Here is a 26,587-nt window from a genome sequence, read left to right on the forward strand (position 1 = left end):
TAGTGCCCGGTGAAGGATCGTCCAGAGGGCAGGTCCCTATGCCGCGGATGCGGTCAGCTTCTCTGCGGCGTAACGGGACCATGCCGCCTGCAGAACGGCGAACGTCCCTACGGCGACGACGAGGAGGAGGAAGGTCGCGCCGCCTGCTATCCAGAGCCCCTGCCACTGAGACGGTTCGAGGAGCGCTGCGACGATGACCGGGAGTGGTGATATCAGCCAGAGTCCCACGGCCAGGGCTAGAGAGGTGCCCCGCTGGCGTCGGTGGGTCTCTTCGAGGCTTTCCGCCCACTGCTGGGCTCCGAAACTGGAGCTCAGGCGCTTCTGGCGGATAAGCGGAAATGGCGAGAACGTGTTCGACGCCCGAACGAGGTGGGCTGCCCCGGCTGCGGCGACCAAGAAAAGAGCACCTAGGCCGATAGCTATGGCGACTTCCACACTTGTCGGGATGACGCCTGCGTCTGCCCCCGCGATCAGCAGCACCACGGGGATGGGTGACGTGACGAACAATGCCACGGCGAAGGCGATGTGGCGCCAGGCGATTCGCGCCGCATCCGAGAAGCTTCTCGCCTCGGTCTCGCTCAGTGCGGACATGGCTTTTCCGTACTCGCTCTTTGGGGCTTCCATGAAGAGGTCTCGCACCGGCACGCCCAATGCCGTGCCCAGCCGGGAGAGCGTGTCGAGGCTGACGTCGTTCCCCGCCTCGAGTCGTTGAACGGTGCGAACGGTCACCCCGCTGATTTCTGCAAGGCGCTCCTGGGGCCACCCTCGTTGAGTTCGTAGTTCGAGTATTCGTGTCTCGCTCATGTTGTCCACAGTATGAAGGGCGCTTGAACGGGTCCATGTCAGGGCCCCGACAAGCAGGCGACAACCACCCGACAGTGCACAGTTCGCGGCTGATTTCCCTGCGACGTCCGCCCTGACCACGATGTTCCGATAGGGGATCGGTGATCGGGCGAGCAGGACGGCGTGCATCGCGAGGCGGGCCCGCCTTAGAACGCGGGATCGGCACGCAATCGCGCGAGCGTCTTCGGAGCGGCGTGAGGGGCGAAGGAGTACCCGGGCAGCCCGCCCCATGCGATGGAGAGTCGGAGGTACTGGACCAGGGTGATGCCAAGGCGCCCTGCGATCCCCGTGATGACCGGATCCGGCAGGTGCGAGGAGAACGAGATGGTGTGTTCGCCGCCACTGATGTTCGCCTTGTGGAGCTCATCCGGAGCGAACCCGAAGGGCAGCAGCGGGGCCGACGCATCCAGAGCGACCTCCTCCAGATGCTCGCGCACTTCGAATTCCAGGTAATCGACGTCGGAGATGACGAGAGGGTCGGCGAACGGCGGGCCGGGTGGCATCGTCCGCGGCCTCTTTCCTGCGTCGTACGAGAGCCCCAGTCGTGGCAGGTCTCCCATGAGGCTCACCCCGCCGACGTGTGTCATCAGGGCTCGCAGTGCGGCGGGCAGCTGGCCAGTAGTCCTCTCGAGCACCGCGAGCCTCCCGACGACATCCGGTGGCGGAGGCGTGCGGACGGGGATGCCGCCAGCGCTCCTCAGTCCCAGGTCCACGAACCGCGACGCGAGATCGTCGATCTGTGTCCTCGCCCGCTGCATCGTCGCCGAGGCGACGTCGTCGACGTCTGCTGCGACGAGCTCCGAGGAGGCCGTGGTCCGGATCTCGTGCCAGACGGCATCCCAGTCCCCGGCCTGGTATCGCGCAGAGAGAGAAGCCACATCCTCACCGTACGACGAGACGAGCGTCTACTCAGACCCAGCTCGAGGTCGGGCCAGGGCTAAGCGGTCTGGAATCTCTATCAGTGGCGAGAAGTCGCCTTTAAAGATGTCGAGCTCGAAGAGCAGGCCTTCGGGATCGAGGTTCAGTGTTGCTGAGACCCACACTCCGTCGTTGTCGTGGAAAGTCACTTCAGACAGCTGCTGAGCCATGCGCGCTGATCGACTGCTGAGGAACTTCAGAGATCCCATGCCGCCGTCGTCCATCTCCTCGACATCCAAGGCCTCAAGATGTTCGCGGGAGAATGCGTTGTCGAGGTGGTCAGCAAGAAGAGCCTCCACGAGGCCGACCTCGCGTGGGGTCATCTTCCGGGTCGTAGTCATGGCCGCAGGTTATCGGCGTCCCCAGGGGGAAGCTGAAGCGCAAGCGGCGGGCTGTTCCAGCATGGTGCTGCTAGCGCCGGGACCACCAGGCCGAGATCGCCCGGTAGGGGATCGCCTAGCGGTGAACGTGACAGACGATCGTTGACGTGTTCAGGGCACTGAGTTGGTGCTCTTCAACTTGGCGAGCCGGCCGGCTGCAGCTGCGTTCGAATGGTGTCTACCTGGTGGGATTGCAGGCCGAGCTGCAGAGGGCCTTGGTCTGTGTCGATGTCGATCACGTGGAGGGACGGGTTGACGGACCACAACTGCTTCTTGGACGGACGCTTCCCGGAATCGAGTCCGACTGTGTGGACGGCGAAGTCGACAGGGTCGCCTGAAACGAAGCGGATCTGCCACTTGTAGCGATGGAAGCGCAGGCGACCCGGGGAGGCTTCAACCCTCCCGTGCCGCCACTTCGTCTCCGTTGCTGGGCGTAGCGCAAGCTCGAGGCGCTGGCCGAAGACCTTGCGCCCCAGTAAGAGACCCACCGCGGTAGCGGCCACGGCGATGACCAAGCCGAAGCTGATGCCGATCAGGAAGCCCGATGAAAGTGGCTCGTCTGAGGTGACAGCCTGTGTGACGACCACGGCGATGAGGCCGATGACGAGTCCGACGCCGATGCTGGCTAGTCGGAAGCCTTGACCCTTGAAAAACGGCGGCTTTTGGCTCACGGTGGTCTCCTTCAAACACGCCGGCGTCGGGTACGCCTCGGCCGAGACTAGTGAGAGTTTTGGGCGTGTAGCCGCCGTATTGCCGTGTGAGTACATTGACCGATCGTGACTCGAGCAAGCCGGGTCAGGGCCAAGGCGGCGAGCATCCCGATAGGGGATCGTTCACAGGGCCTGTTCGCCTACTCGGCTGCCAGGGTGATGGGCAGTCCAGCTACAGCCCCTTCGCCGGTGGAGGACGTCACGGCGAGAACTGCATCTCCAGCGGGGATGTCGGCCGGAAGCGGAAACGTGCCAGCAGCAGTGAAGCTCGGGCCGGTAGCACTCTCGATCGTCCCGAGTGGGCGGGAATCAGAACTCGCCGTTGGTGTGATCGTGACCTCGATGCTCTCGGCGGGCTGGTTCGTCCCGCCCGTGTCCTCGCACCTCGCGGTCATCCAATCCACGCTGAGCTTGATCTTGCCGCCCGGTCTCAGGTCTGAGCTGCCGAGGACGATCTCCTTGACGGCGCAGGAGCCTGAGGCGGTGCCGCCCGTCACAGGTGCGCAGCCAGTGACGATCACGAGCAGCAGCGTTGTCCCGCCCACAGATCGCAGCGCCCTCGCCGTGAAGCCCTTCTGATCGTTCATGTCCGCAGCTAAACATGACTGAGGTGCCGCCCGAAAGACGATCGTTCACCGAGATCAGTTTCGGACTGACCTATCGAGACAGCCGGCTCTCCGTAGCTGCGGGGGAGTGGGTAGTGTCCGCCGATGGTCGGTGACCGATCGGCTATCGGACGGCCAATAGAGTCCCAACAGCGACCATGAGGAGGGCCGGTGACTGTACCCAAGGGCGACTACTTTCAACGACAGGGCGACCCAGACGCAGAGGAAAAGGCCCAGGGTCAAATCGCCGGGCTACTCGAAAACTGGCGAACGACCATGGCCAACCGATCAGGCGTTATGTCCAGAGAGGACGGGTCAGACCTCCGCGGTGACGAGCTTCGAACGCCCGAGTTAAACAACAGCCGCCGCAGCGCCGAGACCCAAGGCCAGCCCCTTGAATTTTCGACGGTGCCCGATCAGGCAGACCATGCAATCGTGGCTTTTCACAACCTCATGAATGGCCTCGACGCCATGATGATCAACGACGCCCGCGATGAGCTACTGCTTCACCTAACCGCGGAGTTTGTCATGATCCGTGCTCTCATTGAGGCAGCGACCACGGCGCTCTGGCTGCTCGGCCCACAGGACAGTGACACCCGCGTCGCCCGGGCCCTTCGTCTTCGCAACGACGAATTGATCCACTCTCTGCATTTGGCGAAGAATTATTCGACTTTCGCCGGCACGCTGGGTGGAGAGGAATACCGTGCGCAAGAGCGGTTTGTGAAAGCTCAAATCACCGACCTAGAGACCGTCGCGGCCGACGCCAAGGTGCCTTGGTCGACGGTCAAGAAGAGCTTAACTCAGAGCGCAATAGCCAATGAGGGTGGAGCCTTTGTGCCGGAGCTAGGTGGACCTTTGACTTATTGGTACTGGTCGACGGCCAGCTCACTCGCCCACGGTGAGCCCAGCAATTTGCGGGGCCTTTCGGACATGAAACTGATTGGCGTCGACCACCGCAACAGACCCGTGGCGCACGTCGAGCCCAGCGCCGTCAGCATCTACCGTCATCTGAAAGTGGCCCTCCAGCTCATATCCAAGGCCCACCAGCTTTGGAACGATCGTGCACGAGGCCACAACTAGCCACAGCGTGGAGGACCCGCGTTAGCCTTCGAGCATGCCCGACCAGACTGCCGTCTTCCGACACCTCTCTGACCAATATTCGGCGCTGCCACCATCGGAGGCGTACGCGGGCTTGTACACGGCAATGCAGCCCCCACTGCCTATCGTCTTCGGCGCTCTCCACGAACGCCTAAATGCGCTTTTCCTCTTCATGAACTCGAAGATGGACCGGGGCCGGCACTTCAATGCGGAGCAGAGCCGTGACCTAATCGACCTCATCGAGGAAATCCGCGAGGTCAGAGGCAGCCTCGGCAAAATCGGAATAGATATTCGCGTGCGTGAGGACTACCAACGTGTCCTTAACGAATGCAGCGCCTTCCTCGTAGTTTCGGGAGGGAGCCCCATCCCGGAATCGTTCGCCAAAATCGATATCGACCGGTTCGATCCTGTTTTCGTCTCGAACGCTTGGCAGCCACCGACCAAGACTTCCACTCCGCCAAAGAAGACCATGGTGGGGGAGGGGTCTTACGCGATCGTCTACAAGTACACGGACGAGACGTACGGTTTTCCGGTTGCCGTGAAGGTGGGTAAGAAGAACCTCGACGAGCGTGAGCTGAGCCGATTCAAGGCCGAGTTTCAGAAGATGAAGGAACTGAACTACCCCTACATCGTGCAGGCGTACCAGTTCGACGAAAGCCACACTTCATTCACGATGGAATTCTGCGACTACGACCTCCGCAACTTCATGCACAAATACAACGGCACGCTTCAGTTTGCGACGCGCAAGAGACTGGCACTCCAATTCCTCTACGCCATGGGCTACCTCCATCGAAGAGGCATCCTCCATCGGGATCTCAGCACTGGAAACGTGCTGATCAAAGAGTACGAAGAGGCCTTCCTCGTCAAGCTCAGCGACTTCGGATTGCATAAGGCAGAGGGGTCGGAGTTCACCAAGTCCGACACGGAAATGAAAGGGTCGATCCGCGATCCCACCCTTGCGAGTCTCAAAAAATTTGCCAAGGTCAACGACATTCACGCCGTCGGGCACATCCTCGCCTTTATGTTCACGGGTCGCAGTTCCATAGCCGGGTGCCCACCGGCGATCCAAGCCATTGTCGACAAGTGCGTGCATAACGACCCCACCCAGCGGTACCAGGACATTTCCGAAGTCATTGCCGATCTAGAGCTGGCAACTGAATAGTCGCTGCTCCTAGCGAGTCTCGCCAACCCATCGGGCACCGGACGCGCTCTCAACTCGGATCACCGAGAATGCGAGCCCATTCGAAGGGTGCTCGTGCCCTGAAGTGGTCGTGCCATCGCTAGGGTCAGGACATGGACGAGGCCGACCGAGAACTGCTCCGCCGGGCTGAGGCCGAAGTGGCAGCGCTGCCCCACCGCGACCCCCTCATCGACCCGCCACCCCGTCTGGGCGGCGGCCCCGCCCCCGAGCCCGAGGCCGAGCCGGCTGGTCGGGCTCGGCTGCTCGCCCCGCTGACCCTCATCCTCTGCTTCGTCACGGCCTGCGCCGAAAGTTCGTGGCTGTGGTTCTCAGCCGCAGACTGGACCACCGTGTTGTGGTTCGCCGTGCCGCTCCTCCTGGTTGCGTCGATCGTGTTCGCACTCATCGCCGGAGCGCTGGGCGGCCGCGCTGGCCGGTGGGCAGGAATCTGTGGCGGCGTCGCCATCGTGCCCCCCGTGTGTTTCGTGGTGTCGCTTCCCCTCGCGCTCTTCACGTAGACCGAAGCGGCATGCGTCGTTCAACGGTCCGACAGCCGCCCGATGGGGGATCGTCTATCGAACGGTTTCATCCATGTCGTCAGAGGGTAATCTGGGATTTCTCCTCAGGAAGAACGTCGCGAGGCCGAGCAGACCTGACGCTGCGGCGAGCACACCAGTGAAAATCACGGCCCCGTCGCCGTCCGCCAACGCAAAGCACAACGTCGCCAAGATCAGGCTTAGAACCGACACAACGACTCCGAGCCATCTCAACCTGCCTGCACTTCTCATGCGCTCAGGCTAGTTGCGGGACCATGCCCCGGTGACCGATCGCTCATCGATGCAAACCGGTCACTCCAGTGAGAAGCTGAACCCGTGACCAACCCTATTCGTGACGAGGAAAACGCCGTCGAAGGCGTCGAGCTCCGAGCGAAGGAGCGCCGGTCAGCCCAGGACGCTCGTGACCGCGACACGAACAAGACGATCAAGGTGCAGCTCGTGGGAGCGCTCTGGGGCATCTGCTTGCTGTCGCCCACCCTTCTTTTCCCCGCCGGCTGGATTCGATACACATGGATCGTCATCGCAGTCCTGGTCACCTGCGCTGTGGTCACCCGCGTTTACCTGCAAGAACGTAAAAAGTGACGAAGGCGAGACAGCGCCCGTAAGACGATCGCTCAGCGGCCGGCATGAGCCTGAAGTGTGATGGCCGGGCTGGGTCTTGATGCCGCAGGATGAAGTCATGGCACCGGCCCCCGACGACGTCATCGCGAGGTTCGAGTTGTTCGCCACTCGCGCCGGCGAGGAGTTCGGTAGCGCCGTCGGGGCGAGATCGCTCGATATCGGCAGCTCGATGCTGCCGATGCTCCAGGTCGGCCCGTTCTCGGTCGTCGCGGCTGGTGGGCTGGTGATCGACATCGCCCCGACCTCAGGCATGCCCGCCCGGCGGTGGGAGCTGGGCTGGGACGAGGGTGACTTCGTAGAGGCTTGGTTCCTTCTTACGGACCATCTCCTGTCCGGGCGCCTCGAGCCTGGCAGTCTCGACGCCTTCGTCGCCCGGGTCGTAGCACTGGTCGGCCAGGCTGGCGACGTCGAGGTCTCCACCGTTCAGGCCGAGTTCGACCGTGTGGTGACCGTGACTCCGCACCGGCATGGAGCCTTGCCTTTCGAGGTCCTGGTGATCAAGGACGACTCGGTCGTCGTCAGGGGTGACGACTTCGGCTGGTGGGATCTGGGCGGCGACGGTGATGACGGCCTGGTCGAGGCGCTCCGCGTCGTAACGCAGTTCGTGGTCAGAGGCGGCACCGTTCGGAGCACGTGGCGGACGTGTGACCTGCTGGACGTCGACGGCGCTGTCGTCGGCGGCTCGTATCGGGACGGAGTGCATCGGCTGCGTCCCCGTCAGCTGCACTTTCTCCCTTACCTGCCCGGCCGCGCTATTGAGACCGGGCACCCGTCTCGCTAGAGGACCGGCCAAGGATCGCGGTTGTCGTCTGTCAGGATCTGCCCATGATCTCGCGCATAGCCATCGTCCCCGTCGTGCTCTTTGTCGGCATCGCTGGTTTTGCCCTGGACTGGAACGGATGGGTTGTGGGAGCTCTTGGCTTGCTCTTCGGTGTTGCTGCGGTCGCGGGCGACTCTCTTGTAGAGCGCTCACGCCGGCGGCGAGTGGACGAGGCGTCTGATGCGCCTCGTGTTGGCGCCCATTAGGGGATCGTCCACTGGCCACCTCAGGCCTTGGCCTCTGCCGCTTCGGTGCTGGCTTCCCGAAGTGGTCTCAGCGTCCGGCTGGTCACGAACAGGCACGCGCACAGAAGCGCCCACCCGAGAAATGCTGGTTCGAGCGCGACTGTCGCTAGCAGTCCGAGTCCGAGCAGGGCCGCGCCGACGACATCGGGCAGCGGCCCACGCGACAGCGTGGCAATCAGTACCCCGAGAACAGCTACGGCGACTCCGGGCGCGAGGGGCAGCACTGTCACGGCGATCAGGGACACTGCGGGGTACTCGGCGCCGCTCGCCGAGAGGGACCAGGTCGCAGCGAGGATCAGCGCGATGACGGGAGTCACCGCCGCGAGGCCGGCGACCTGGTGACTTCTCGGCCGCGTCGTCCAGCTCTCGTTCCCGACGAAAGACCGGTGCCAGCCAGCGAGCGAGACCAGGAGCGCCGCGACCGCAGACAAGAAGGCAGGCGCAACGACAGCGGACCCATCGATGCTGACACCGTGCTGCTCCGCGGTCTCTCGTACGACAACGACCGGACCAGCGGCGAGGACGACACCCGTCAGGGTGCCTGCGACCAGGAGAGCTCCGGAGATGCGGGCCCGAGTGTTATCGCTGGTCATGAGGCAAGTGGATCAGACCACTACGCGAACCGCATCGTCCGCGAGGCTCTAGACGCAGTGCCCGGTAGACGATCGATCATTGCGATCCGCACGGCCGTGGTGTCGGTCTAGAAGATGGCTTGGGGGTTCACGGGCACGCCGGTGAGGCCGTGTAGGCGGGGCGGGGCGATGCTGAGCAGGAAAGCGTGTCGGCCGAGCTCGGCGCAGGTCGCGGCGAGGTCGTCGGTGGCGACGCTGTCGACCAGGGGCATGCCCAGGCGGGCCAGTCCGACCATGTGCATCGGCATGGGCATCTCCGGGTCGCTCGGCGGGAAGGAGTCGCTGATGTCGCCGGCGTAGAGCGAGACGCCGCGGTGGTGCATCCACGTGACTGCGTCGACGGTCATGCCCGGCGCCTGGGTCTCGGCGTCCCAGCTGAACCCCCAGCCGCTCCGGACCACCACGGCGTCACCGGGCAGCACCTCGACCCCGCCCCGCGCCTCGGCCGCGTCGAGATCTGCCGCGGTGACGGGGTGCGCAGATGGCAGCCGCGCCTCCGGCGCCAGGTCGAGCAGGACTCCCCGCGTCGTGATCCCCGCGGCGAAGGCGGTCGTGGAACCGTGCAAGACGCCTCCGGCCGTGACGGTCTCCTCAAGGGGGCGACCCGGGTACACAGTGCCGTCGATCGGCATGTGGGTGAAAGCATCGATGTGCGTCAGCGCCGGGTGATGCGGCGTCACGACGAGGACTTCGGACATCCCCATGGGCGGCGTGCCCGTGTAGGGCAGCGCCTGCTGCACCGGGGGCGACGGCGGTGCCTTGGGAGCGAACGGTCCGCCGAGCATCGAGGCGGGCTCGACCGGGTACGCGAGCGACACGCTCAGGCCGACCCGCACCTCCTCAGCGGCCCGGGCCCTCGCGGCGTCGTCGATCAGGTTCAGCGTGCCGAGTTCGTCGTCGGCGCCCCAGCGGCCTCGGTCGTCGGGGAGTGCGGGTGTCGTCATGGTGCCTGTCCTGTCCTGTCATGTCGGTTCGGTGTCGCGTGGGCGGGTGGTGCACACTGCAAGGAGGGCCTGAGAAGCAGGTTCCTGCACCATAGCCTTAAAACAGGATCCTGTTTATCTAGATGGGCGACGAGGAGGCACGCATGAGTGACGATGGAGGTCGCGGGCTCGAGTCCGTGCTGGGCTGGAACGCGGTGAAGGTCGCGCGCATCATCGGATCCCAGATCACCGCGGGGATGGCGGAGCACGACGTGAGCCTCGTGCAGTTCGGCGTGCTGTCGTGCCTGGCGGACGGTGCTGAGCTCACGTCGGCGGAGATCGCTCGGGCCGTCTTCGTCCGCCCGCAGAGCATGTCGGACGTGCTCGACGGGATGGAGCGTCGCGGTCTCGTCCGCCGGGTGGGCGTCCGCGCCCGCGGCCGGAGGAACCCCGCCGCGATCACACCGGCCGGCCACGCCGTGCTCGACGCGGTGCAGAAGGTGGCCCTGGCGACGAACGACCTCAGCTCGCTCGGGCTGGACGCGTCGCGGAGCGCACAGCTCAACGCACTGCTGCTCGCCGTCATCGAGGGTGCGGAAGCCGCACCCGGCGTCGGCGACGGTTCTTGATGAATGCCCGATGGGGGATCGTCCAGCGGCCGCGGCATGGCTGGTGGACCCGCGACAGGTCCGGCCATGACGGCGGGTGGGCTGGGGGTCTGGGTGCCATAGGGGTCTCTTAGCCAGGCCATCGGGTGCTGAGGGCGGTGTTTCTTACCGTGTTCCTCGTCCTGATCCCCGCACCGAGGAGAACCGTGTTCCTGACCTACCTGCTCAGAGAGCTGAGCAACAGACGCAAGCAGACCGTGATCATCGCGGCGGGCATGGCCCTGGCCATCGCCCTCGTGATGATCGTGAGCGGGGTGGCGGCCGGTGTCAAGAACGCCCAGTCGACCGTCCTCGAGTCGGTCTACGGCGTCGGCACCGACGTCACGATCACGCAGACCGCCGAGCCGGGCGCCGACGGGCCCGGCCAGCAGTTCGCCTTCGGCTCCGGCGACGGCACCACCACCGACGACGGCAGCACCGAGGTCGCCCAGAGCACCCTGTCCGCCGCGCGCGGCACTGCGACCTTCGACTCGTCGGCCCTGACCACCGTCGAGGGCGTCGACGGCGTCTCCGCCGCGACCGCGACCCTGAGCCTGCAGGCCTCCAGCTTCTCGGGCACGGTGCCCGACTTCTCCCAGGGGGGTGCAGGAGGCGCGGGTGCCGACGGTGCGACCGGTGACGGCACCGGCGCGGGCACGCAGGCCGCGCCTCCCACCGGCGGGGCCGACGGCGCGGGCGGCAGCGCGTTCGACGTCGACCAGTTCTCGGTCACCGGCCTCGACCCCGCGACGAACGCGGTCGGACCGCTCAGCAGCGCCTCGCTCGTCGACGGCCGCAGCTTCACCGCCGCCGACGCGGGGGCCGACGTCGTCGTGCTCGACCAGACGTACGCCACGAGCGCCGATCTCGCCGTCGGCGACACGCTCGCGATCGGCGGCACCGACTTCACGGTCGTCGGGATCGTGGCGTCCACGTCGTCGGACGCCGCCACCGCCTCCGACACGTACGTGCCCCTCGACACCGCTCAGGCACTCAGCGGCCTGACGGACCAGATCAGCGACGTGTACGTCACGGCGTCGAGCGCCAGCGGCGTCGACGCCCTGAAGTCCGACCTGCAGGCCGCATTGCCGGACGCCACGGTGAGCACCCAGTCCGACCTGGCGTCGAGCGTGTCCGGCTCGCTGTCGACCGCGTCCGACCTGATCGGGAGGCTCGGCACCTGGCTCTCCGTGGCGGTGCTCGCCGCGGCGTTCCTCATGGCGATCCTCTTCACCGTCTCGGGCGTCGGTCGACGCACCCGCGAGTTCGGCACGCTCAAGGCCATCGGCTGGAGCGGCTCCCGCATCACCCGGCAGGTCGCGGGGGAGTCCCTCGTGCAGGGCCTGATCGGCGGAGTCGTCGGAGTCGCGGTCGGCCTCCTCGGGATCCTGGTCGTGAACCTCGTGGCACCGACCCTGTCCGCCGCGGCCACCGCCCAGGCGGCAGGGCCCGGCGCCGGCGGCCCCGGATCAGCGGGCGGAGGCGGCGTCGGCCAGCAGGTGGCGCAGGCCGCCACCGACGTCGCCCTGACCGTGCCCGTGACCGCGTCGATCGTCGTCCTCGCGGTGGGCCTGGCCGTCGTGGGCGGCCTGCTCGCCGGAGCCGCCGGGGGATGGCGCGCCTCGCGCCTGCGCCCCGCCGAGGCCCTGAGGAGCGTCGCGTGACCGACCTCCACGAAGCAACGGACCCGATCCCCCGGCCGGCTGCGGCCGGCGAGACCACCACCATCGCCTCTGGAGGCACGCCGCCCATGTACACGCTCACCGCCGTCACCAAGACCTACCAGCAGAAGAAGCGCACGGTGACGGCCCTCGCCGGCGTCGACCTCGTCATCCCCACAGGGCAGATGGTCGCGATCCAGGGGCCCACCGGCGGAGGCAAGTCCACCCTGCTCCAGATGCTCGGCGCGCTCGACCGGCCCACGAGCGGCACGGTCCGACTCGGTGACTCCGAGCTCTCGGCGGCGGGCGACCACGCCCTGGCGGCGGCACGGGCCCGCGAGATCGGCTTCGTCTTCCAGGGCTTCAACCTCATCCCGACCCTGACGGCCGCGGAGAACGTCGAGACGGCCTTCGCGGACGGCTCGACGCCCCGGGCGGAGCGCCGGGAGAAGGCGAGGGCGGCGCTGGCGTCCGTGGGGCTCGCCGAACGAGCCGACCACCTGCCGAGCGAGCTCTCGGGCGGACAGCAGCAGCGGGTGGCCATCGCGCGGGCGCTCGTCAAGGAACCGAGCGTGCTGCTCGCGGACGAGCCGACGGGCTCGCTGGACGAGGCCACCCGCGACGAGATCATGGACCTGCTCGAGGGCGTCTGGCGTGACCGCGGGCTCACGGTGGTCATCGTCACGCACGACTCGGCCGTGGCCCGGCGCGCACAACGCCGCCTTCGCATCGCGGGCGGAGAGCTCACGGAGCTGGGGCCGGCTGCCTGACCTCTCGCACCATGGCCGACGGTCAGATGACCGGGTGGCAGGTCGATCACGGAGCGGGCTCACCTCGATGATCGCAGCTCAGGCCCGGGGACGGTCGAGGGAGGCTGAGAGGTGCACCCCCGTGGAGCGTCCTCGCGACGTCAGTGGAACGGGCAGCGGGACGGCGCTCCGGTGGCTCGGATCCGACCGCCTGACGACGGCTTCGTCGGCAGCCGCCGGCGGTCGACCGAGAGCCCCTCGTCGAGGATCGTCAGACGGGGGTCGCTGAGGGCCGTGACCGCGGCGGCGAGGCCCGCGATCGCGAGCTTCTCGACCGGGCACCGGTGGCCGGCGGCCGGGTCTCCGCCACCGTGCGGGACGAACGTCGTGATCGCCTCGTAGTCGTCGACACCGGCGAAGCGCTCCGGATCGAACTCGGAGGCGCGGTGCCAGGACGCGTCGACGGTGTCGGTGCCGAGGATGTCGAGCAGCACCCGGCCCCCGGCCGGCAGTCGCTGGCCATCGAGCTCCACGTCGTCCCGCGCCCAGCCCGGCAGCATCGGCACGAACGGCGCAGTCCTCCGGACTTCCTGCGCGAAGGCGACGGCGAGCGGCCCGCCGGTCAGGGTCCCGCGCTCCGCGCCCTCCGCCGCGATCCGCCCTCGCCACTCGGGGCGGTCGTGCAGTTCCCCCGCCGCGAAGGCGACGAAGCGGGCCACGGCGATCATCGGGCGGATGCTGCTCTGCAGCTCGATCCCCGCCAGCTTCGCGGGCAGCAGCGCACCCTCCGGGTCCCGGTGCCAGGCCCACTCGTGCAGAGCCGTCCCCGGGTCGGGCTCGAGAGCGCCGGCGCGGACGGCCTCCACGAGGCGTCGAGCGTGTCGGTCCGACCACGCGCGGTTCGCAGTCGCGAGCAGGTACTCGGGGGAGTACGGCACGCCGAAGCCGTCGACGATCTGCGCGAGGCGCGCGGACCATCGGGTCCGTGCCGCAGCCGTCCCGGGCAGGCCCGCCCAGGCCATGCTCGCTCGCCCGAACGCTCCGATGGCCGCGTCGTAGGCGGAGCGTCGACCGCCGGCCAGCCACTCGTCGACCTCACGGCGCCACTCGCGATCGAGCAGCGGCGTCAGCCGCGCGACCTCCTCGTCGTCGTAGGCGACGTCGAGGAAGGTCGCCTTCCGGTGCCGGTGCTCCGCCTCGTCGAGGCTGTGGATCGACCCCCGGCCCAACAGCGTCTGCTGGACGACCGCGGGCATGGCTCCGTGCCGTGCGATCCGCTGCTCGTCGTAGAACAGCTCGACGGCCTCGGCGCCGCGCACGAGCAACGCTGGCCGCCCGAGGAGCCGGAGAGGCACGGCACGCGCACCCGAGCGGGTGCGCTCCCACAGTCGGACGCCGAAGCCGTAGCCCCGGGTGAGCACGGAGAGGGAGTCGTCACGCAGCGGGTTCGTCGTGGCAGTCGAGTCGGACATGCGGCCATCGTGCCCCCACTCGCGGATTCAGGACCGGCGAGGCGGCAGCGTGAGGATCTCGGCGCCGTCGTCGGTGACGAGCACCGTGTGCTCGCTGTGCGCCGTGGCGCACCCCGTGGCGCTGCGCAGCGTCCAGCCGTCGGGGTCGGTCACGAACTGGTCGGTGTCGGCCATCACCCACGGCTCGAGGGCGAGCAGCAGGCCTGGTCGGAGGCGGTAGCCGCGACCGGGGCGGCCGTCGTTGGCGACGTGCGGGTCCTGGTGCATCGTCGATCCGATGCCGTGCCCGCCGAACTCGAGGTTGACGGCGTAGCCGGCGTCGGTCAGGACGGTGCCGATCGCGTGGGAGAGGTCGCCCACCCGGGCACCGGGGCGGACGGCCGCGATGCCGGCGGCGAGTGCCCGCTCGGTCGCCTCGATCAGCGCGGTGGCCTCGGGTGCGGCCTGGCCGACGACGAAGCTCACCGCGGAGTCGGCGGCGACGCCGTCGAGGGAGACCGCGAGGTCGAGGGTCACCAGGTCGCCGTCGACGATCCGCTGCGCCCGGGGCCTGCCGTGCAGCACGGCGTCGCCGACGGAGGTGCAGAGGTGGTGCCCGAAGGGGCCGCTGCCGAACGAGGGGGCGTAGTCGACGTAGCAGGAGTCGGCGCCGGCTCGGTCGACGAGCTCGCGAGCCAAGGCATCGAGCTCGAGGAGGTCGGTGCCCACCTCGGCCCGGGAGCGGAGGGTGTCGAGGATGCTGCCGACCAGGGCCCCGCTCCGACGGGCTCGGTCGATCTCGGCCGGGGCGAGGATCTCGATCACGGAGGCTCCCAGGGGTCAGGCCGTCGAGGTGGGAAGGGCGCACCGTCCACGGCGGTATTGTTATCCCGGTAAGACTATCCCGTCCCGCGGACCGTCGGCTACCATCGCCCCATGGTCCGCCTCCCGCTCACGCCCGCTGAGATCGAGCGTGGCCGCCGACTCGGTGCCGTGCTGCGCCGCAGGAGGGGCGAGCGCCCCCTCCTCGAGACCGCCCTGGCCGCGGGGATCTCGCCGGAGACCCTGCGCAAGATCGAGTCCGGTCGTGTCGCGACGCCGTCGTTCGCGACGATCGCCTCCGTCGCTCGGATCCTGGGGTTGTCACTCGACGCACTCTGGGCCGACGTCGAACTGCCGGACGCCGAGGCGCCAGGCAGCTTCCTCGGCAGCAAGACCCCCGGCAGTCACCCGGCCCTCGCCTCCTGACGTCGTCACGGCGCTCGGCGACGGAGAGGCTCGACGTCGACGTCGACGTCGACGTCACCGAGCTCGTCGTGCGCCCTGCCGTGCAGCGCTGAGCCGCTCGTCGACGCGGCGTCGACCCGCCGTCAGGGGAGGACGACCACCTTGCCCACGATGCGCCCCGTCTCCGCCTCGGCGTGCAGCGCGGGCAGCTCGGACAGGGGGATGTGCCTGGTCACCTCGACCGTCAGCTCGCCGGCGTCGACGAGCGCGACGAGCTGCTCGAGGCGGTCGCGGTCAGGTCGCACGAACACCGTCGCGGCCCGGACGCGGCGGGACGCGTCGCCGGGCGTGGCGATGAAGGCGGTCGTGCTCACGACGACGCCGCCGTCGCGCACCGCGGCGACGTCGGCCTCGAACTGCGCGGGGTCGAGCGGCGCCAGGTTGAGCAGGACGTCGACCTGGCCCGCGAGAGCACCGAGCACGTCGGTCGCGGTGTGGTCGATGACCTGGTCGGCGCCGGCGGAACGGACGGCGTCGGCGCTGCGGGGGCTCGCGGTCGCGACGACGTGGGCGCCGAGTCGCTTCGCGAGCTGGATCGCGTACTTGCCGACGACGCCGCCCGCGCCGATGACGAGGAGGCGCTGGCCGGCCCGCAGCTCGCCGTCGTCGACGAGGGCCTGCCACGCCGTCAACGCCACCGACGGCAGGGCCGCCGCGTCGGCCAGCGGGATGGTCGTCGGGGCGGTGACGAGGGCGTCGGCCGGGGCGACGACGAACTCCGCCGCGCCTCCGTCCCGTTCCATCGGCAGGAAGCCGACGACCTCGTCGCCGACCGCCAGGCCGTCGACGCCGTCGCCGAGCGCCTCGACCGTGCCCGAGACGTCGTAGCCGGGCACGTGCGGGAGCACCACGGGGATCGGGAGGAAGCCGCCGCGCATGCCCGCGTCGGCCGCGCTGTAGGCGGACGCCGCGACGCGCACGAGGACCTCCCCCGCCGCGGGGGTCGGCCGCTCGACGTCGCCGTACTCGAGGACCTCGGGTCCGCCTACCTGGTCGAAACGCACTGCCTTCATGGTGTTCTCCTCCGTCATGTGCTTCGAGTTCGAAGCAATGTCCAGAACGTAGCACTGCTTCGAACTGGAAGCAACGGGTAGGCTCGGACTCATGACCCACTCTCCGAGCGCCCTGACGTCGGCGCAGCTCGCCGCATACTTCGCGTTCACCGAGGTCAGCGCTCTGCTCCGGCCGTCGGTCGAGGCGCAGCTGCGGGAGGCGGGCGGGCTGAGCTACGTCCAGTTCCAGCTGCTCGCCCGCCTCGGCGATCACCCGGACGGGCGACAGCGCATGACCGACCTCGCCGACGGGGTGGTCCACAGCCGGAGCGGACTGACCTACCAGGCGCAGCTGCTCGAGCACCGCGGCCTGGTCGTGCGCTCCCCGTCGCCCGACGACGAGCGCAGCACGGTCGTGACCATCACGGGTGCGGGCCGAGACGTGCTCGCCGCCGTCTTCCCGGGGCACATCGAGACCGTTCGTGGCCTCCTCTTCGCCCCCGTGACGGACGACGACGCCGAGCAGCTCGCCCGCATCCTCGGCCTCGTCACCGCGCACCTGCGTGCGGCCCCGCCGCGCTCGGCGCGGAGGCGCGCGTCGAGCTGAGCCATCGGACAGGGATCACGCGAGCCGCGTGCTCCTCGGCGACGGCGGCCACCGGGGGATCGCCACGGAGACGACATGCGACCGCCCCGCGTGGTGACCACTGACGTCGTGGTCGCCTCGCGGGGCGGTCGTGTGCTGATGCGGGGCTACTCGGTCGGGGCGACCGCCAGGCTGCGGCGGTGACGGGCGGCGACCAGCAGGCCGCCTCCGACGAGGAGCAGGAGAGCTGCGCCGATGACGCCCTGGCCGGCCTCTGCGCCGGTGTAGGCGAGACCCGTCGGCCGGGCGACGGGCGCCGCCGGGGTCACGACGGGCGGCACCACGGCGGCGGGGGCTGCGACGAGGGTGAAGGCGACGACGTTCGAGAACTCGGACACGCCTCCCGCCTCGTCGACGGCGCCGTCGGACGTGAGCTCGGCGGCGACGGCCTGGGCCACGTAGTCACCCGGCAGCAGCGAGACCGTGATCGTCCAGTTGCCGGCGTCGTCGACCAGGATCGGGTCGGCGAGGTCGGTGAGGTAGAACCGGCCCTCGGCAGGGGACTCGAGGTCCGTGCCGTCGAAGAACGACTGCTCGGCGACGGTCAGGACGATGCCCGAGCCGACCGGACCGGTGCCGGAGACGGTGACCGTCCCGCCCGAGACGACCTGCCCCTCCGTCGGGCTGGTGATGACCGGCGTCGGTGTCAGGACGACGACCTCGTCGACGACGGTGACCTCGGCGGCCAGGACGATGCCGGAGCGCACGCCGGTGAGGGTGATCGTGTAGTCGTCGGGAGCGACGGCGTCCGTGAACACCAGGGTGTCGGCGTAGGCGCCGAGGTCGTTCTCCGCGTAGTAGTTCAGGTCACGGTCGGCGAGCTCGACGGCGGCTCCGTCGGAGTCCGTGACGACCGTCCGCACCTCTTCGCCGGGGCTGAAGCCCGTCGCGGCGACCGTGATCCCGGTCGTCGTGGCCTCCTCGACGGTCACCTCGTCCGGGGTCGCGGTCACTGTCTGTGCGATGGCGGGCACGGGAGGCTGCGCGAAGGTGAAGGCGATCGAGAGACGACCGACCTGAGCGTCCGGGTTCGTCTGGGTGACGGTGGCGCCCGACCCGAGCGAACCGGGCGCGAGGTCGAGGAAGGTCGTGGGCACCGAGTACGCCCCGCTCGTGTCCGCGACGGCGGTGCCGGCGACCGAGTTGCCGAGGGCCTTGTTGCTGTAGGTGACCGTGACCGTGCTGCCGGGCTGCGCCGTGCCGGTGAAGACCGGAGTCGTCGTGTCGACGACCTCACCGGTGCCGGGCGAGGTCACGGTGAAGGGGAACGAGGGGTTCGGCGCGACCGCGAGCTCGAACGTGTACGCCGACGGCGTCACCTCGGGGTCGGCGACGCCGGACTGCGAGTCGGCGCCGGAGACGGTCGCCACGACGGTCGTCTCACCGGGGGGCAGCTGTCCGAAGTTGGCGTTGGCGGAGAACGACCCGTCAGCGTTGTGGGTCGTGCCGCTGAACAGGGCCTGGGCGGCCGTGCCCGTGCCGATGTCGTACGTGAGCACGAGGTCGTCGGCCGTGGGGAGGCCCGTCCCCGTGATCGGCACGACCTGGGGGAGGCCTGCCGAGTTGTCGTAGGTGGATCCGGGAGCCGGCGACGTGATCGTCACGGGAGCCGCGGCGGAGGCGGGGCCCGCGGCGAGCAGGACACCTCCGAGTGCGAGTGCGAGGGCCGTCGGCACAGCGACGAGGCCCCTGGTGGCTGATGAGCGCAAAGGAGTGCTTTCTGTCGGAACGGATACATGCGTCATTGCAAGTCCGTCGGGGCCCAGCACCTCGACGAGCAGAAGAGGGCCTCGGCCCCCGTCGAGAAGCTATCAGTTGCTCACGTTCTTGAGGAGACGAGTTCTGTCTCCCGGTCGCCGCAGCTACCGGCGGCTCGTCAGCTCCACCCGGTCGTGCGTCTCGACGGCGAAGTGCTGCCCCGGGTAGCGGAGGCCGGCGAAGTACATGTTCGTGTGGGCGACGATCTGCTCGCCGGTGATGACGACGCCGTCGTGCTCGGCGTCGGTGGTCGTGTGCGCGTCCGAGACGAGGGTCACGTCGAAGCCCCGCACGGCCGCCGCCTGCGTCGTCGTCCGGACGCAGTAGTCGGTCTGGGCGCCGGCGACGACGAGGTGCTCCGCGCCCAGTCGCTCGAGCACCGCGGTGAGGTCGGTGCCGACGAACGAGTCGCGGCGGTCCTTCCGGACGAGCGGCTCGTCGCCCGCCCGGGCGAGCGGCGGAGCCAGCTGCCAGTCGTCCGTGCCCTCGGGGAAGTCGTCGTGGTCCTGCACCCAGACCACGGGCACGCCCTCCGCCCTCGCCCGGTCGACGAGACGGGCGGTCCGCTCGAGGACCGCGTCGGCGTCGACGCACCCGACGACGACGCCGCGTTGGAGGTCGATGACGAGCAGGGCCGTGGCGGAGGTCATGCCGCGAGCATCCCAGCGTGGGCCGGTGCGCCGCAACGTCGCCGCGGGCGGCTCGGCAGGCCGGCGGGCCTGCGAGACTGCACGCATGCACCCCGTCGTCGTCACCGAGGCCCCCTCGGGTCCGCTGGCGTGACCGACTACGTGCGTCCGGCGTTCGCCGAGACCGTCTTCTCCCCGCGGGCGTCCGACCCCGACCTCGGCGACGACCCGTCGTACGCCGACCCGGAGACCTACCGCCCCGTCGCCGCCGTCGCCCAGGCGCTCGTCGAACACGTCGCCCGCGAGTACGACGTCGTCGTCGACGCGCCGCTGGAGGTCCCCTCGGCGCACGGACGGTGGCTGCCCGAGCCGCTCTCACGCATCGTCCGGATCTCTCCTCGGCACCCCGGCGAGGTGACGGTGTGGATCATGGTCGGCACCGAGCCCGGCGTCGTCGGCGTGGCCGCCGGCGCCTTCAGTTCGTTCGCCTTCCCGTTCTGCAGCTGCCAGCTCTGCGACGAGCCGTGGCAGCACGTGGCCGACGGTCTGGAGGAGGTCGTGCTGGCGCTCGCCCGCGACGGCGTCCGCGAGACCGTCGAGGCGGGGAGGCGCGGTCAGGTGGAGTGGTCGCTCTCGCGGACGCGTCACGCCTGGTCGGGCAGGACCCCGACGCGCGGCGTCCGTCGGGCCGAGCTCCGACGGTGGGAGGACGCGCTCGCCGGGCTGCCCGACGGCCGCTGGGCGGGCTGGACGCCCCGCCGGCACGACGGCTGACCCGAGCCCTCGCGGGGTCGCACCAGAGCGCCCGACCTACTCCGCGGGCGGAGCCGCCTCGAGAGGCGCTTCGACCAGACGCGCCGTGACGCTGACGACGACCTCATGGGCACCGGCGCCGAGCTCCGCGACGGTCTGACGGACCACGTCGGCGGCCCGGGCGAGAATCTGCGGGGTGGGCACCGCCACGTCGGTGGCGACGTGCGCGGCGACGGAGAGCAGGCCGCCGGAGCGGTCGACGTCGACGAGGCCGGTGGGCTCCGCGAGCTCGAGCCCCTCGGCGACCAGGGTGACCGCCGCCTCGACGACGGGGTGGGCGTCGAAGACGTCGACGACGCCGGGCGTGCCGCGCAGGGCCCGGGTCAGGGCGCGCGACAGGGCCTGGTCGGTCTCGGCCGTCTCGGGGGCGTCCACCATCTCGTCGGTCATCTCCGCGCCTCCTCTGTTCCGGTGCCGGTGTGGGGGCCGGCGCCGGGGCCGGTGCCGCGGTCGCCCGGCAGCCACACGTCGTCGACGGTGACGTCGATCGCGGTCACGGCGAGCTCGGTGTGCAGCCCGAGCGTCGTGGCCACGCGGTCGCGCAGCTGGTCGGCCACGGCGTTGAGGTCGAGCCCGTAGCGCACCGCGGCCGTGACGCGCACGACGACGGGCGCTCCCGCCGTGTCGACGTCGCCGTCGAACGAGGTCGAGCTGAGCAGGACCCCGTCGAGGTCGTCGCCGGCGCGGCGCACGAGCCCGCGCGCCGCGGCCTCGGTGACGCTGAGCTTCGTCGCCGGGTCGGGGTGCCCGACCGGGATGTCGCGGCCGCCCACGACCTCGTGGCGGATCGTCTCGAGGAGGCCGGTGATCCAGGTGTCGTCGCGGTCGGGCTCACGCTCGGCCTCGCGCTCGAGGGAGGCGTGCGAGAGTCGCGTCACCCGGTCGAGCGCCTGCAGGTACAGACGGCACTCGGCGGACCCCTCGATGCGCGGGTCGCGCGGCGTCCGGCCTCGGTCGAGGTAGTCGGCGAGCTCGTCGACGGGCACGCCGTCCACCAGCTCTGCCGCGTCGAGGGGCGCGGAGTCGTCGATCGGTGTCATCGCCATGCCTCCATCTCGCCCATCAGGAAGATCCGTGCCCGGGCGATCTGCCCGCGCACGGTCGAGGTCGGCAGGTCGAGGGCCTGCGCGATCTCGGCGTACGAGTAGCCCGCGGTCTCGCGCAGCAACCAGCAGCGTCGCTGGTCGAGGGGGAGCTTGTCGAGGGCCGACCACATCGCGTCGAGCTGGAGGCGCGTCTCGACCTGTCGGTCGGGGGCCTCCGAGCGCGGCGCCGGGCGCTCGTACGCGTCGACGTCGTCGTGGTCGCGGCGCACCCGCAGCCGGTCGATGCTCCGGTTGCCGACGATGCGCATCAGCCAGGCCCGGAGGGTGCCCGGGTCGTCGAGGTCGCCGAGCCGCCGCCAGGCGACGAGGAAGGCCTCCTGCACGACGTCGTCGGTCTCGACGTCGGAGCCGAGCAGCCGGCCGGCCAGCACGCGCATCAGGGGGCCGTGACGCCGGGCGATCACCTCGAAGGCGTGCACGTCGCCGTCCCGGGCACGCGTCGCGAGCGTGCCGTCCGAGGCGTCGAGGAGCGGGTCGTCGGCGATGGTGTCGACCTCCCGGGCGATCGGGCGGGGTGCGGCGCACCTCGCCGGGCGGAGCGTCGTGCCCGCGGCGGAGCGCGGGTGGGTGACCCGCGCTGCTGTCGTTGCTACCACGGCGGGCTGGGCGGGCGGCGCGTCCTGGCCGCTGGTCGAGTCCGGGGGCCTCGTGATCCGCGCCTCCCGGCCCACGCTCCCCGGACCGCGCTCCCGCCCCGCGCCTCCTCACGGCGCGCCGGGGCGACGGGCCGACGGGGCGGACGACCCTGTCGGCCCGTCTTCTGGGGTGCCGACGCGACCCGTCGAACCCGTCCGCAGACACGAATCATCCTCACTGCACGACGGATCCGTGACGAACCTGCCACGTCGCACGTCCTGTCAGTGGTGCCCGCCCGAGGGCGTGCGCACCGGAGAGGAACCGAGCATGACCACGTACCAGACGCTCGCCGTCGCCCCCGCCCCCGCCGACGGCACGGCAGTCTCCGACCGACCCCGCCGGGCCAGCGCCTCCGGCACCGATCCCGACGAGGCCTGCCTGCACTACGAGCAGGTCTGGGGCGGCCGCGGCTTCCGGGCCGAGGCCGTCGACGACGCGTTCACGTACCGCTGCTCGTCCGTCGACGACGGGCGCGTCACCCTCCTCACGTCGACCTTCGGCGGGCGGCTGCACGGCGAGGTGCCGTGGCCCGACCGCTACGCCGTCGGCTGGTTCCGCGAGGGGGCCGGGTCCGTCGACCACCGCCGGGGCGGCCACCGCAGCCGCGCCTCCGACCCGTTCCCCCTGCCCACCGAGCTGCCCTACGAGCTGCGGCTGTCGCCGCACGTGCAGCACGTGGTGCAGGTCGAGCCCGGCTTCCTGGAGGAGACCGCCCGCGAGCGACACGGCGGCCCGGCCCAGCTCGTCGTGCTCGACGGCTCGGCGACGCCCGCGCCCGAGGCGGTGCAGGGATGGAGGCGCGCCCTGGCCGCCGTCACCGGCCCGCTCGTCGAGATGGGCACGTCGCCCCTCCTCCGCGCCGAGGCGCAGCTCGTGCTCGTCCACGCGATCCTCGACCTCTTCCCCTGGAGCGTCTCGGACGTGCCCGCGACCGTCCGGTCCGTCGGCCCGGGCCGCCTGCGCGACGCCGTGGACTTCGTCCACGAGCACGCCCACGAGCCCATCACGCCGTCCGACGTCGCGGCGGCGGCGGGGCTGCACCCCCGCACCCTGCAGCAGTCGATGAGCCGCCAGCTCGGCGCCTCGCCCGCGGCCTACGTGCGGCAGGTCCGCCTCGACCGCGTCCACGCCGAGCTGCTCCGCGCCGCCCCGCGGGAGGTCCACGTCGCCGACGTCGCGACCCGCTGGGGCTTCGGCAACCTGGGCCGGTTCTCGGCCTCCTACGCCCGCCGGTTCGGCGAGCAGCCGCGGGAGACCCTGCGGCGATGACGGATGCGCGGGCGGGATGTCCGGGAAGTGAGTGTCCTCAGCACGCTTCCTGACAGCCGCCTGAACCACCGTGACACCTGACCACGTCGATGCGTCTGAATGATGAGTCCCACCGACGGGAACACCGCACCACCACCCGGTGGGGCGCCACCAGCACGAGAAGGAGACAGACCATGACCAACGTCACCCCCGCCACCAGCACCAGCACCGCTGCCGCCAAGCACACCGGCGACGCCGCCGGCAAGAACACCATCGCCGAGGGCGTCGTCTCGAAGGTCGCCGGCATCGCGGCCCGCGAGGTCCCCGGCGTGCACGACCTGGGCAACGGCGCCGCGCGTGCCATCGGCGCGATCCGCAACGCCATCAACCAGCAGGACCGCGGCCAGGGCGTCTCGGTCGAGGTCGGCGAGAAGCAGGTCGCGGCCGACATCGTCATCGTCGCCGAGTACCCCGTCGAGCTCCAGAAGGTCGCCGACGACGTCCGCAAGTCGGTCACCGACGCCATCTCGCAGGTCGTCGGCATGGAGGTCACCGAGGTCAACGTGACCGTCTCCGACGTCTACATCCCGTCGGACGACGCCGACGACGCCGACGACAGCCGCGTCCAGTGACCGCCACCACCCGAGGCATGCTCGTCGGCGCGGTCCTCGCGCTGACGGCCCTGCAGTTCGGCTTCGGAGGTCTCCTCCTGGTCGCCCTCGCACTCGTGATCGGCTACTTCGTCGGTCGCTTCACCGAGGGCAAGCTGGACGTCCGCGGTGTCGCGGACGCCCTCCGCGGGCGGCGGTCCTCGTGACCGCGGCGGTGACGGCCGACCAGGCCCTCCACGGCCGCACCGTGATCACGTCGCGCGCCGTGCGCCGTGTGGTGTCGGCCGTCACCGCGGAGGCACTGGACGCGAAGGCGTCCGACGTGTCCGTGGAGCTGTCCGACCGTGACGGCGGGCTCACCCTCGTCGCCAAGGCCCCCGTGCGGCTCACCCCGCTCGGCGTGCCGAACCGCACGGCGGGCACCCTGCTGGACCGGCTCACGTCGGCCCAGTCCACCATCCGGCAGCGCGTCCTGCAGCTGACCGGCACCGAAGTCGAACGCGTCGACCTGCAGATCACCGGCGCCGAGCTCAGCCAGAGGAGGCGGGTCTCATGAGCACCAGCAGCACCTACCGCCGCGTCCTCCGGCGGGAGACGCACTCGTCGAGGTCGGGCGTCGCCGTGACCCTGGCCGTCCTGCTCGTCCTGGTCTTCGCCTGGATCGGCACGGAGTCCGTGCTCGCGGCCCTCGGCACCGCGCCCCTGCTCGTCGCCCCGGCGGACGCCGCCTCGGCCGTGCTCGGCGCGGCCGGCGCCCCGGTCGGAGCGCTCACCGCGATCGGTGCCGTCGTCGCGATCGTCGGCCTCGTGCTGATCGTCGTGTCGCTCGCCCCCGGCCGTCGCGGTCGCCGCGCCGCCACGGCGGACCGCACCGCCGCCGTGGTCGACGACCGGGTCATCGCCCGGTCGCTCGCCCGCACGGCCAGCTTCGCCGGCGACGTCCACCCCGACCGGGTGAGCGTCAGCGTGGGCAAGAAGGTCGCGCTCGTCGAGATCGACCCCGTGTCGGGCCGCACCGCCGACCTGCGCAGCATCGAGGAGGCCGTCCGCGGCGAGATCTCGAGCTACGACTACTCGCCGACGCTCCGCCCCCGCGTGAAGCTGTCCAAGAAGAAGGGGAAGGTCGGTCGATGAACGACACCAACCGCGCTCTCAACCGCATCGTCGTCTTCGTCGTCGGCCTCGTGCTCCTCCTCGCCGGCGCCGCCGTCGCGGTCGGCGCGCTGTGGCCCGACGTGCAGCAGACGGTCTCCGACGGCGCGTCCGACGCGACCGGCCCGGTCACGGACGCCCTCTCGGGCGGCCAGGTCTGGATCCTCTGGGTGACGGCCGCGGCCTGCCTCGTGCTGGCCCTCCTGCTCGTCGTGTTCATCGTCCGTCAGGGCGGCGGGCGCACCAGCACCCTGCTCGACCTCTCCGAGGCCGAGGGCAGCCACTCGCCGACCGGCGGCCACGTCGTCGTCGACGCGCGGGTCGCTGCCGACGTGCTGGAGGAGGCGCTGTCCAGCACGCCCGGCGTCCTCGCCGCCGACGTCGTCGCCTTCCGCGTCAAGGGCGAGAACGTGCTCCGCGTGACCGTCGACGCCCGCCGCGGCGCCTCGCCGGTCGACCTCCGTCGCGCCGTCGACGAGGCCGTGGCCCGCTGGGACGAGCTGCTCGGCACGGTCACCCCCGTCGTCGTGCAGATCAACGGCGGCCTCCGCACGCAGATGTCCGGAGCGACGCGGCTCGACTGAGCACCGCCCGGCACGACGCACCCGCACCACCGACGCGGCCCTCGACCTCGACCGAGGGCGAGGGCCGCTTCTCGGTCGCACGACCTTCCCACCCGCACTCCACTCCGAGCCGCCCGCGCGGCCGACCGCCCGAGAAGGGGCCGCACCATGAGCACCAGCACCAGCACCAGCACCAGCGCCAGCACCAGCACCAGCACCAGCGCCACCCACCACGTCACCCGGATCGACCTCGACTCCCTCGGGCCCGTCGACGCCTCGTCGCCCGAGGCCGCCCTCGAGCGCACCATCGCGCTCACCGTGCTCGGCACGACGGGCGTCCACGCGCTCGGCACTCCCTCGGCGCGCCTCGTCGGCGTCGTCCGGTCGCGCCTCGGCGCGGGCGGCGTGACCGGCGTGACCGTGACGCAGGCGTCGACCGGCCTGCAGGTCGACATCGCCCTCGTGGCCGAGTACCCGACCAACGTCACGGAGCTCGCCGACGAGGTGCGCACGCAGGTCGGCCACGCTGTCGGCCAGCTCGACGGCGAGCCGGTCTCGGTCGACGTGTCGGTGGTCGACGTGCACGGCCCGTTCGACGACGTCGCCCCCGCCGACGACGCGTCGCCCGACGCTGACGACGCGGAGCCGCGCCGTGGGGCGGACAACGAGGAGTCGCGGGTCGAGGACGGCGCACCGGCCGACGACCCGAGGTCGCTCGGTGAGCGCGCCTCCGACCTCGCCGACTCGGCGCGGACCGCGATCGCGGACGCCATCGACGGCACGGCCGACGCGGTGGACGACGCGTCCGGCGAGGCCCGCGACGCCGCGGCCCGTGACGCCTCCGCCCGTGACCCGAAGGCGGAGCCGGTCACGCACGACGCCGCCGCCGCCGTCGAGTGGGAGCGCGCGGCCGACGGTCACGGCGACGACGGCGACCGCACCGGCCCCGTCGACGCCGAGCGCGACGCCGCGGACGCGGCCGTCGACGCCGCCGAGGCGGCTGCCCGCGCCGCGGAGGCCGCGGCCGACGCCGCCCGCGCCGCCGCCGCCGACGACGACGCCCGCCGGGCCTGACCCGGCCCCCGCCCCGCCCCGCCCCGGCACGC

The 26,587-nt window shown here is 70.3% G+C and carries 33 protein-coding genes; 18 read left to right on the top strand and 15 right to left on the bottom strand.

Annotated elements, in window-relative coordinates:
- Positions 1 to 36: 36 nt before the first annotated feature.
- The 5 genes from F1C15_RS11970 to F1C15_RS11990 all read right to left on the bottom strand — a co-directional run bounded on the left by F1C15_RS11970 (position 37) and on the right by F1C15_RS11990 (position 3,438).
- Complete coding sequence (locus tag F1C15_RS11970) at positions 37 to 804, bottom strand: helix-turn-helix domain-containing protein (protein ID WP_185231415.1); 768 nt, start codon at positions 802 to 804, stop codon at positions 37 to 39.
- Between the two features lie 185 nt (positions 805 to 989).
- Complete coding sequence (locus tag F1C15_RS11975) at positions 990 to 1,721, bottom strand: hypothetical protein (RefSeq protein ID WP_185231417.1); 732 nt, start codon at positions 1,719 to 1,721, stop codon at positions 990 to 992.
- Between the two features lie 27 nt (positions 1,722 to 1,748).
- Positions 1,749 to 2,102 carry a hypothetical protein gene (locus F1C15_RS11980; protein ID WP_185231418.1) on the bottom strand — a complete coding sequence of 118 codons (354 nt, stop codon included), beginning with the start codon at positions 2,100 to 2,102 and terminating at the stop codon, positions 1,749 to 1,751.
- A 173-nt stretch (positions 2,103 to 2,275) separates the two neighbouring features.
- Positions 2,276 to 2,812 (bottom strand): hypothetical protein, encoded by a 537-nt coding sequence (locus F1C15_RS11985; RefSeq protein ID WP_185231420.1) that lies wholly within the window; start codon positions 2,810 to 2,812, stop codon positions 2,276 to 2,278.
- A gap of 179 nt (positions 2,813 to 2,991) precedes the next feature.
- Positions 2,992 to 3,438 (bottom strand): hypothetical protein, encoded by a 447-nt coding sequence (locus F1C15_RS11990; RefSeq protein WP_185231422.1) that lies wholly within the window; start codon positions 3,436 to 3,438, stop codon positions 2,992 to 2,994.
- A gap of 189 nt (positions 3,439 to 3,627) precedes the next feature.
- Here F1C15_RS11990 and F1C15_RS11995 point away from each other — a divergent pair, with 189 nt between their 5' ends.
- From F1C15_RS11995 to F1C15_RS12015, 5 genes are all read left to right on the top strand, one after another.
- Positions 3,628 to 4,536, top strand: coding sequence for a hypothetical protein (locus tag F1C15_RS11995; protein WP_185231424.1), 909 nt, complete (start codon positions 3,628 to 3,630; stop codon positions 4,534 to 4,536).
- Between the two features lie 34 nt (positions 4,537 to 4,570).
- Positions 4,571 to 5,716 (top strand): serine/threonine-protein kinase, encoded by a 1,146-nt coding sequence (locus F1C15_RS12000; protein WP_185231426.1) that lies wholly within the window; start codon positions 4,571 to 4,573, stop codon positions 5,714 to 5,716.
- Positions 5,717 to 5,847: 131 nt separating this feature from the next.
- A complete protein-coding gene (locus F1C15_RS12005; protein WP_185231428.1) occupies positions 5,848 to 6,252 on the top strand; it encodes a hypothetical protein in 405 nt (134 codons plus the stop codon).
- Positions 6,253 to 6,606: 354 nt separating this feature from the next.
- Positions 6,607 to 6,873, top strand: coding sequence for a hypothetical protein (locus F1C15_RS12010; protein WP_185231430.1), 267 nt, complete (start codon positions 6,607 to 6,609; stop codon positions 6,871 to 6,873).
- Between the two features lie 97 nt (positions 6,874 to 6,970).
- Complete coding sequence (locus F1C15_RS12015) at positions 6,971 to 7,693, top strand: hypothetical protein (protein ID WP_185231432.1); 723 nt, start codon at positions 6,971 to 6,973, stop codon at positions 7,691 to 7,693.
- A gap of 265 nt (positions 7,694 to 7,958) precedes the next feature.
- Here F1C15_RS12015 and F1C15_RS12020 read toward each other — a convergent pair whose 3' ends face one another.
- Positions 7,959 to 8,570 (bottom strand): hypothetical protein, encoded by a 612-nt coding sequence (locus tag F1C15_RS12020; RefSeq protein ID WP_185231434.1) that lies wholly within the window; start codon positions 8,568 to 8,570, stop codon positions 7,959 to 7,961.
- A gap of 107 nt (positions 8,571 to 8,677) precedes the next feature.
- A complete protein-coding gene (locus F1C15_RS12025; protein WP_185231436.1) occupies positions 8,678 to 9,553 on the bottom strand; it encodes a cyclase family protein in 876 nt (291 codons plus the stop codon).
- Between the two features lie 143 nt (positions 9,554 to 9,696).
- Here F1C15_RS12025 and F1C15_RS12030 point away from each other — a divergent pair, with 143 nt between their 5' ends.
- The 3 genes from F1C15_RS12030 to F1C15_RS12040 all read left to right on the top strand — a co-directional run bounded on the left by F1C15_RS12030 (position 9,697) and on the right by F1C15_RS12040 (position 12,610).
- The gene (locus F1C15_RS12030; RefSeq protein ID WP_185231438.1) at positions 9,697 to 10,161 is read left to right on the top strand and encodes a MarR family winged helix-turn-helix transcriptional regulator; all 465 of its coding nucleotides are present in this window, start codon (positions 9,697 to 9,699) and stop codon (positions 10,159 to 10,161) included.
- 185 nt (positions 10,162 to 10,346) lie between these two features.
- Positions 10,347 to 11,843, top strand: a complete 1,497-nt coding sequence (locus tag F1C15_RS12035; protein ID WP_185231440.1) for an ABC transporter permease — start codon at positions 10,347 to 10,349, stop codon at positions 11,841 to 11,843.
- 86 nt (positions 11,844 to 11,929) lie between these two features.
- Positions 11,930 to 12,610 (top strand): ABC transporter ATP-binding protein, encoded by a 681-nt coding sequence (locus F1C15_RS12040; protein WP_185234315.1) that lies wholly within the window; start codon positions 11,930 to 11,932, stop codon positions 12,608 to 12,610.
- 140 nt (positions 12,611 to 12,750) lie between these two features.
- On the opposite strand, the gene F1C15_RS12045 is transcribed toward F1C15_RS12040, so the two are convergent.
- Positions 12,751 to 14,061: a cytochrome P450 gene (locus tag F1C15_RS12045; RefSeq protein WP_185231442.1), complete on the bottom strand. Its 1,311-nt coding sequence runs from the start codon at positions 14,059 to 14,061 to the stop codon at positions 12,751 to 12,753.
- A 27-nt stretch (positions 14,062 to 14,088) separates the two neighbouring features.
- Positions 14,089 to 14,865, bottom strand: a complete 777-nt coding sequence (gene map / locus F1C15_RS12050) for a type I methionyl aminopeptidase (protein ID WP_185231444.1) — start codon at positions 14,863 to 14,865, stop codon at positions 14,089 to 14,091.
- 111 nt (positions 14,866 to 14,976) lie between these two features.
- On the opposite strand from map, the gene F1C15_RS12055 reads away from it, so the two are divergent.
- The gene (locus F1C15_RS12055; protein ID WP_185231446.1) at positions 14,977 to 15,288 is read left to right on the top strand and encodes a helix-turn-helix domain-containing protein; all 312 of its coding nucleotides are present in this window, start codon (positions 14,977 to 14,979) and stop codon (positions 15,286 to 15,288) included.
- A gap of 122 nt (positions 15,289 to 15,410) precedes the next feature.
- Here F1C15_RS12055 and F1C15_RS12060 read toward each other — a convergent pair whose 3' ends face one another.
- Complete coding sequence (locus F1C15_RS12060; protein WP_185231448.1) at positions 15,411 to 16,340, bottom strand: NADP-dependent oxidoreductase; 930 nt, start codon at positions 16,338 to 16,340, stop codon at positions 15,411 to 15,413.
- A 91-nt stretch (positions 16,341 to 16,431) separates the two neighbouring features.
- Between F1C15_RS12060 and F1C15_RS12065 the strand changes: the two genes are divergently transcribed.
- The gene (locus tag F1C15_RS12065; protein WP_185231450.1) at positions 16,432 to 16,926 is read left to right on the top strand and encodes a MarR family winged helix-turn-helix transcriptional regulator; all 495 of its coding nucleotides are present in this window, start codon (positions 16,432 to 16,434) and stop codon (positions 16,924 to 16,926) included.
- Positions 16,927 to 17,072: 146 nt separating this feature from the next.
- On the opposite strand, the gene F1C15_RS12070 is transcribed toward F1C15_RS12065, so the two are convergent.
- On the bottom strand, positions 17,073 to 18,641 hold the full coding sequence (locus tag F1C15_RS12070; protein WP_185231452.1) for a hypothetical protein: 1,569 nt from the start codon (positions 18,639 to 18,641) through the stop codon (positions 17,073 to 17,075).
- Between the two features lie 186 nt (positions 18,642 to 18,827).
- The gene (locus F1C15_RS12075; RefSeq protein ID WP_185231454.1) at positions 18,828 to 19,373 is read right to left on the bottom strand and encodes a cysteine hydrolase family protein; all 546 of its coding nucleotides are present in this window, start codon (positions 19,371 to 19,373) and stop codon (positions 18,828 to 18,830) included.
- 129 nt (positions 19,374 to 19,502) lie between these two features.
- Here F1C15_RS12075 and F1C15_RS12080 point away from each other — a divergent pair, with 129 nt between their 5' ends.
- Positions 19,503 to 20,126 (top strand): DUF6226 family protein, encoded by a 624-nt coding sequence (locus F1C15_RS12080; protein ID WP_185231456.1) that lies wholly within the window; start codon positions 19,503 to 19,505, stop codon positions 20,124 to 20,126.
- A 36-nt stretch (positions 20,127 to 20,162) separates the two neighbouring features.
- On the opposite strand, the gene F1C15_RS12085 is transcribed toward F1C15_RS12080, so the two are convergent.
- Genes F1C15_RS12085 through F1C15_RS12095 form a run of 3 tightly spaced genes read right to left on the bottom strand, consistent with a single transcriptional unit; the run spans position 20,163 to position 21,867 of the window.
- Complete coding sequence (locus F1C15_RS12085) at positions 20,163 to 20,555, bottom strand: hypothetical protein (RefSeq protein ID WP_185231458.1); 393 nt, start codon at positions 20,553 to 20,555, stop codon at positions 20,163 to 20,165.
- Positions 20,552 to 21,205, bottom strand: coding sequence for an Asp23/Gls24 family envelope stress response protein (locus F1C15_RS12090; protein ID WP_185231460.1), 654 nt, complete (start codon positions 21,203 to 21,205; stop codon positions 20,552 to 20,554). Before F1C15_RS12090 ends, F1C15_RS12085 begins: the two co-directional genes overlap by 4 nt.
- Positions 21,202 to 21,867, bottom strand: coding sequence for an RNA polymerase sigma factor (locus F1C15_RS12095; protein WP_255465233.1), 666 nt, complete (start codon positions 21,865 to 21,867; stop codon positions 21,202 to 21,204). The genes F1C15_RS12090 and F1C15_RS12095 overlap by 4 nt, the downstream gene beginning before the upstream one ends.
- 307 nt (positions 21,868 to 22,174) lie before the next feature.
- Between F1C15_RS12095 and F1C15_RS12100 the strand changes: the two genes are divergently transcribed.
- The 7 genes from F1C15_RS12100 to F1C15_RS16310 all read left to right on the top strand — a co-directional run bounded on the left by F1C15_RS12100 (position 22,175) and on the right by F1C15_RS16310 (position 26,555).
- The gene (locus F1C15_RS12100) at positions 22,175 to 23,176 is read left to right on the top strand and encodes a helix-turn-helix transcriptional regulator (protein ID WP_185231462.1); all 1,002 of its coding nucleotides are present in this window, start codon (positions 22,175 to 22,177) and stop codon (positions 23,174 to 23,176) included.
- 173 nt (positions 23,177 to 23,349) lie between these two features.
- A complete protein-coding gene (locus F1C15_RS12105) occupies positions 23,350 to 23,787 on the top strand; it encodes an Asp23/Gls24 family envelope stress response protein (RefSeq protein ID WP_185231464.1) in 438 nt (145 codons plus the stop codon).
- Positions 23,784 to 23,972, top strand: coding sequence for a DUF2273 domain-containing protein (locus F1C15_RS12110; protein ID WP_056052392.1), 189 nt, complete (start codon positions 23,784 to 23,786; stop codon positions 23,970 to 23,972). The genes F1C15_RS12105 and F1C15_RS12110 overlap by 4 nt, the downstream gene beginning before the upstream one ends.
- Entirely contained in the window at positions 23,969 to 24,322 is a 354-nt protein-coding gene (locus F1C15_RS12115; protein WP_056052395.1) for a hypothetical protein, read from the top strand. Before F1C15_RS12110 ends, F1C15_RS12115 begins: the two co-directional genes overlap by 4 nt.
- The gene (locus F1C15_RS12120) at positions 24,319 to 24,900 is read left to right on the top strand and encodes a DUF6286 domain-containing protein (protein WP_056052398.1); all 582 of its coding nucleotides are present in this window, start codon (positions 24,319 to 24,321) and stop codon (positions 24,898 to 24,900) included. The genes F1C15_RS12115 and F1C15_RS12120 overlap by 4 nt, the downstream gene beginning before the upstream one ends.
- Positions 24,897 to 25,502 (top strand): hypothetical protein, encoded by a 606-nt coding sequence (locus F1C15_RS12125; protein WP_056052402.1) that lies wholly within the window; start codon positions 24,897 to 24,899, stop codon positions 25,500 to 25,502. Before F1C15_RS12120 ends, F1C15_RS12125 begins: the two co-directional genes overlap by 4 nt.
- A gap of 147 nt (positions 25,503 to 25,649) precedes the next feature.
- Entirely contained in the window at positions 25,650 to 26,555 is a 906-nt protein-coding gene (locus F1C15_RS16310; RefSeq protein ID WP_185231466.1) for an Asp23/Gls24 family envelope stress response protein, read from the top strand.
- Positions 26,556 to 26,587 lie beyond the last annotated feature (32 nt).

The organism is Frigoribacterium sp. NBH87 (assembly GCF_014217665.1).
GTDB lineage: Bacteria > Actinomycetota > Actinomycetes > Actinomycetales > Microbacteriaceae > Frigoribacterium > Frigoribacterium endophyticum.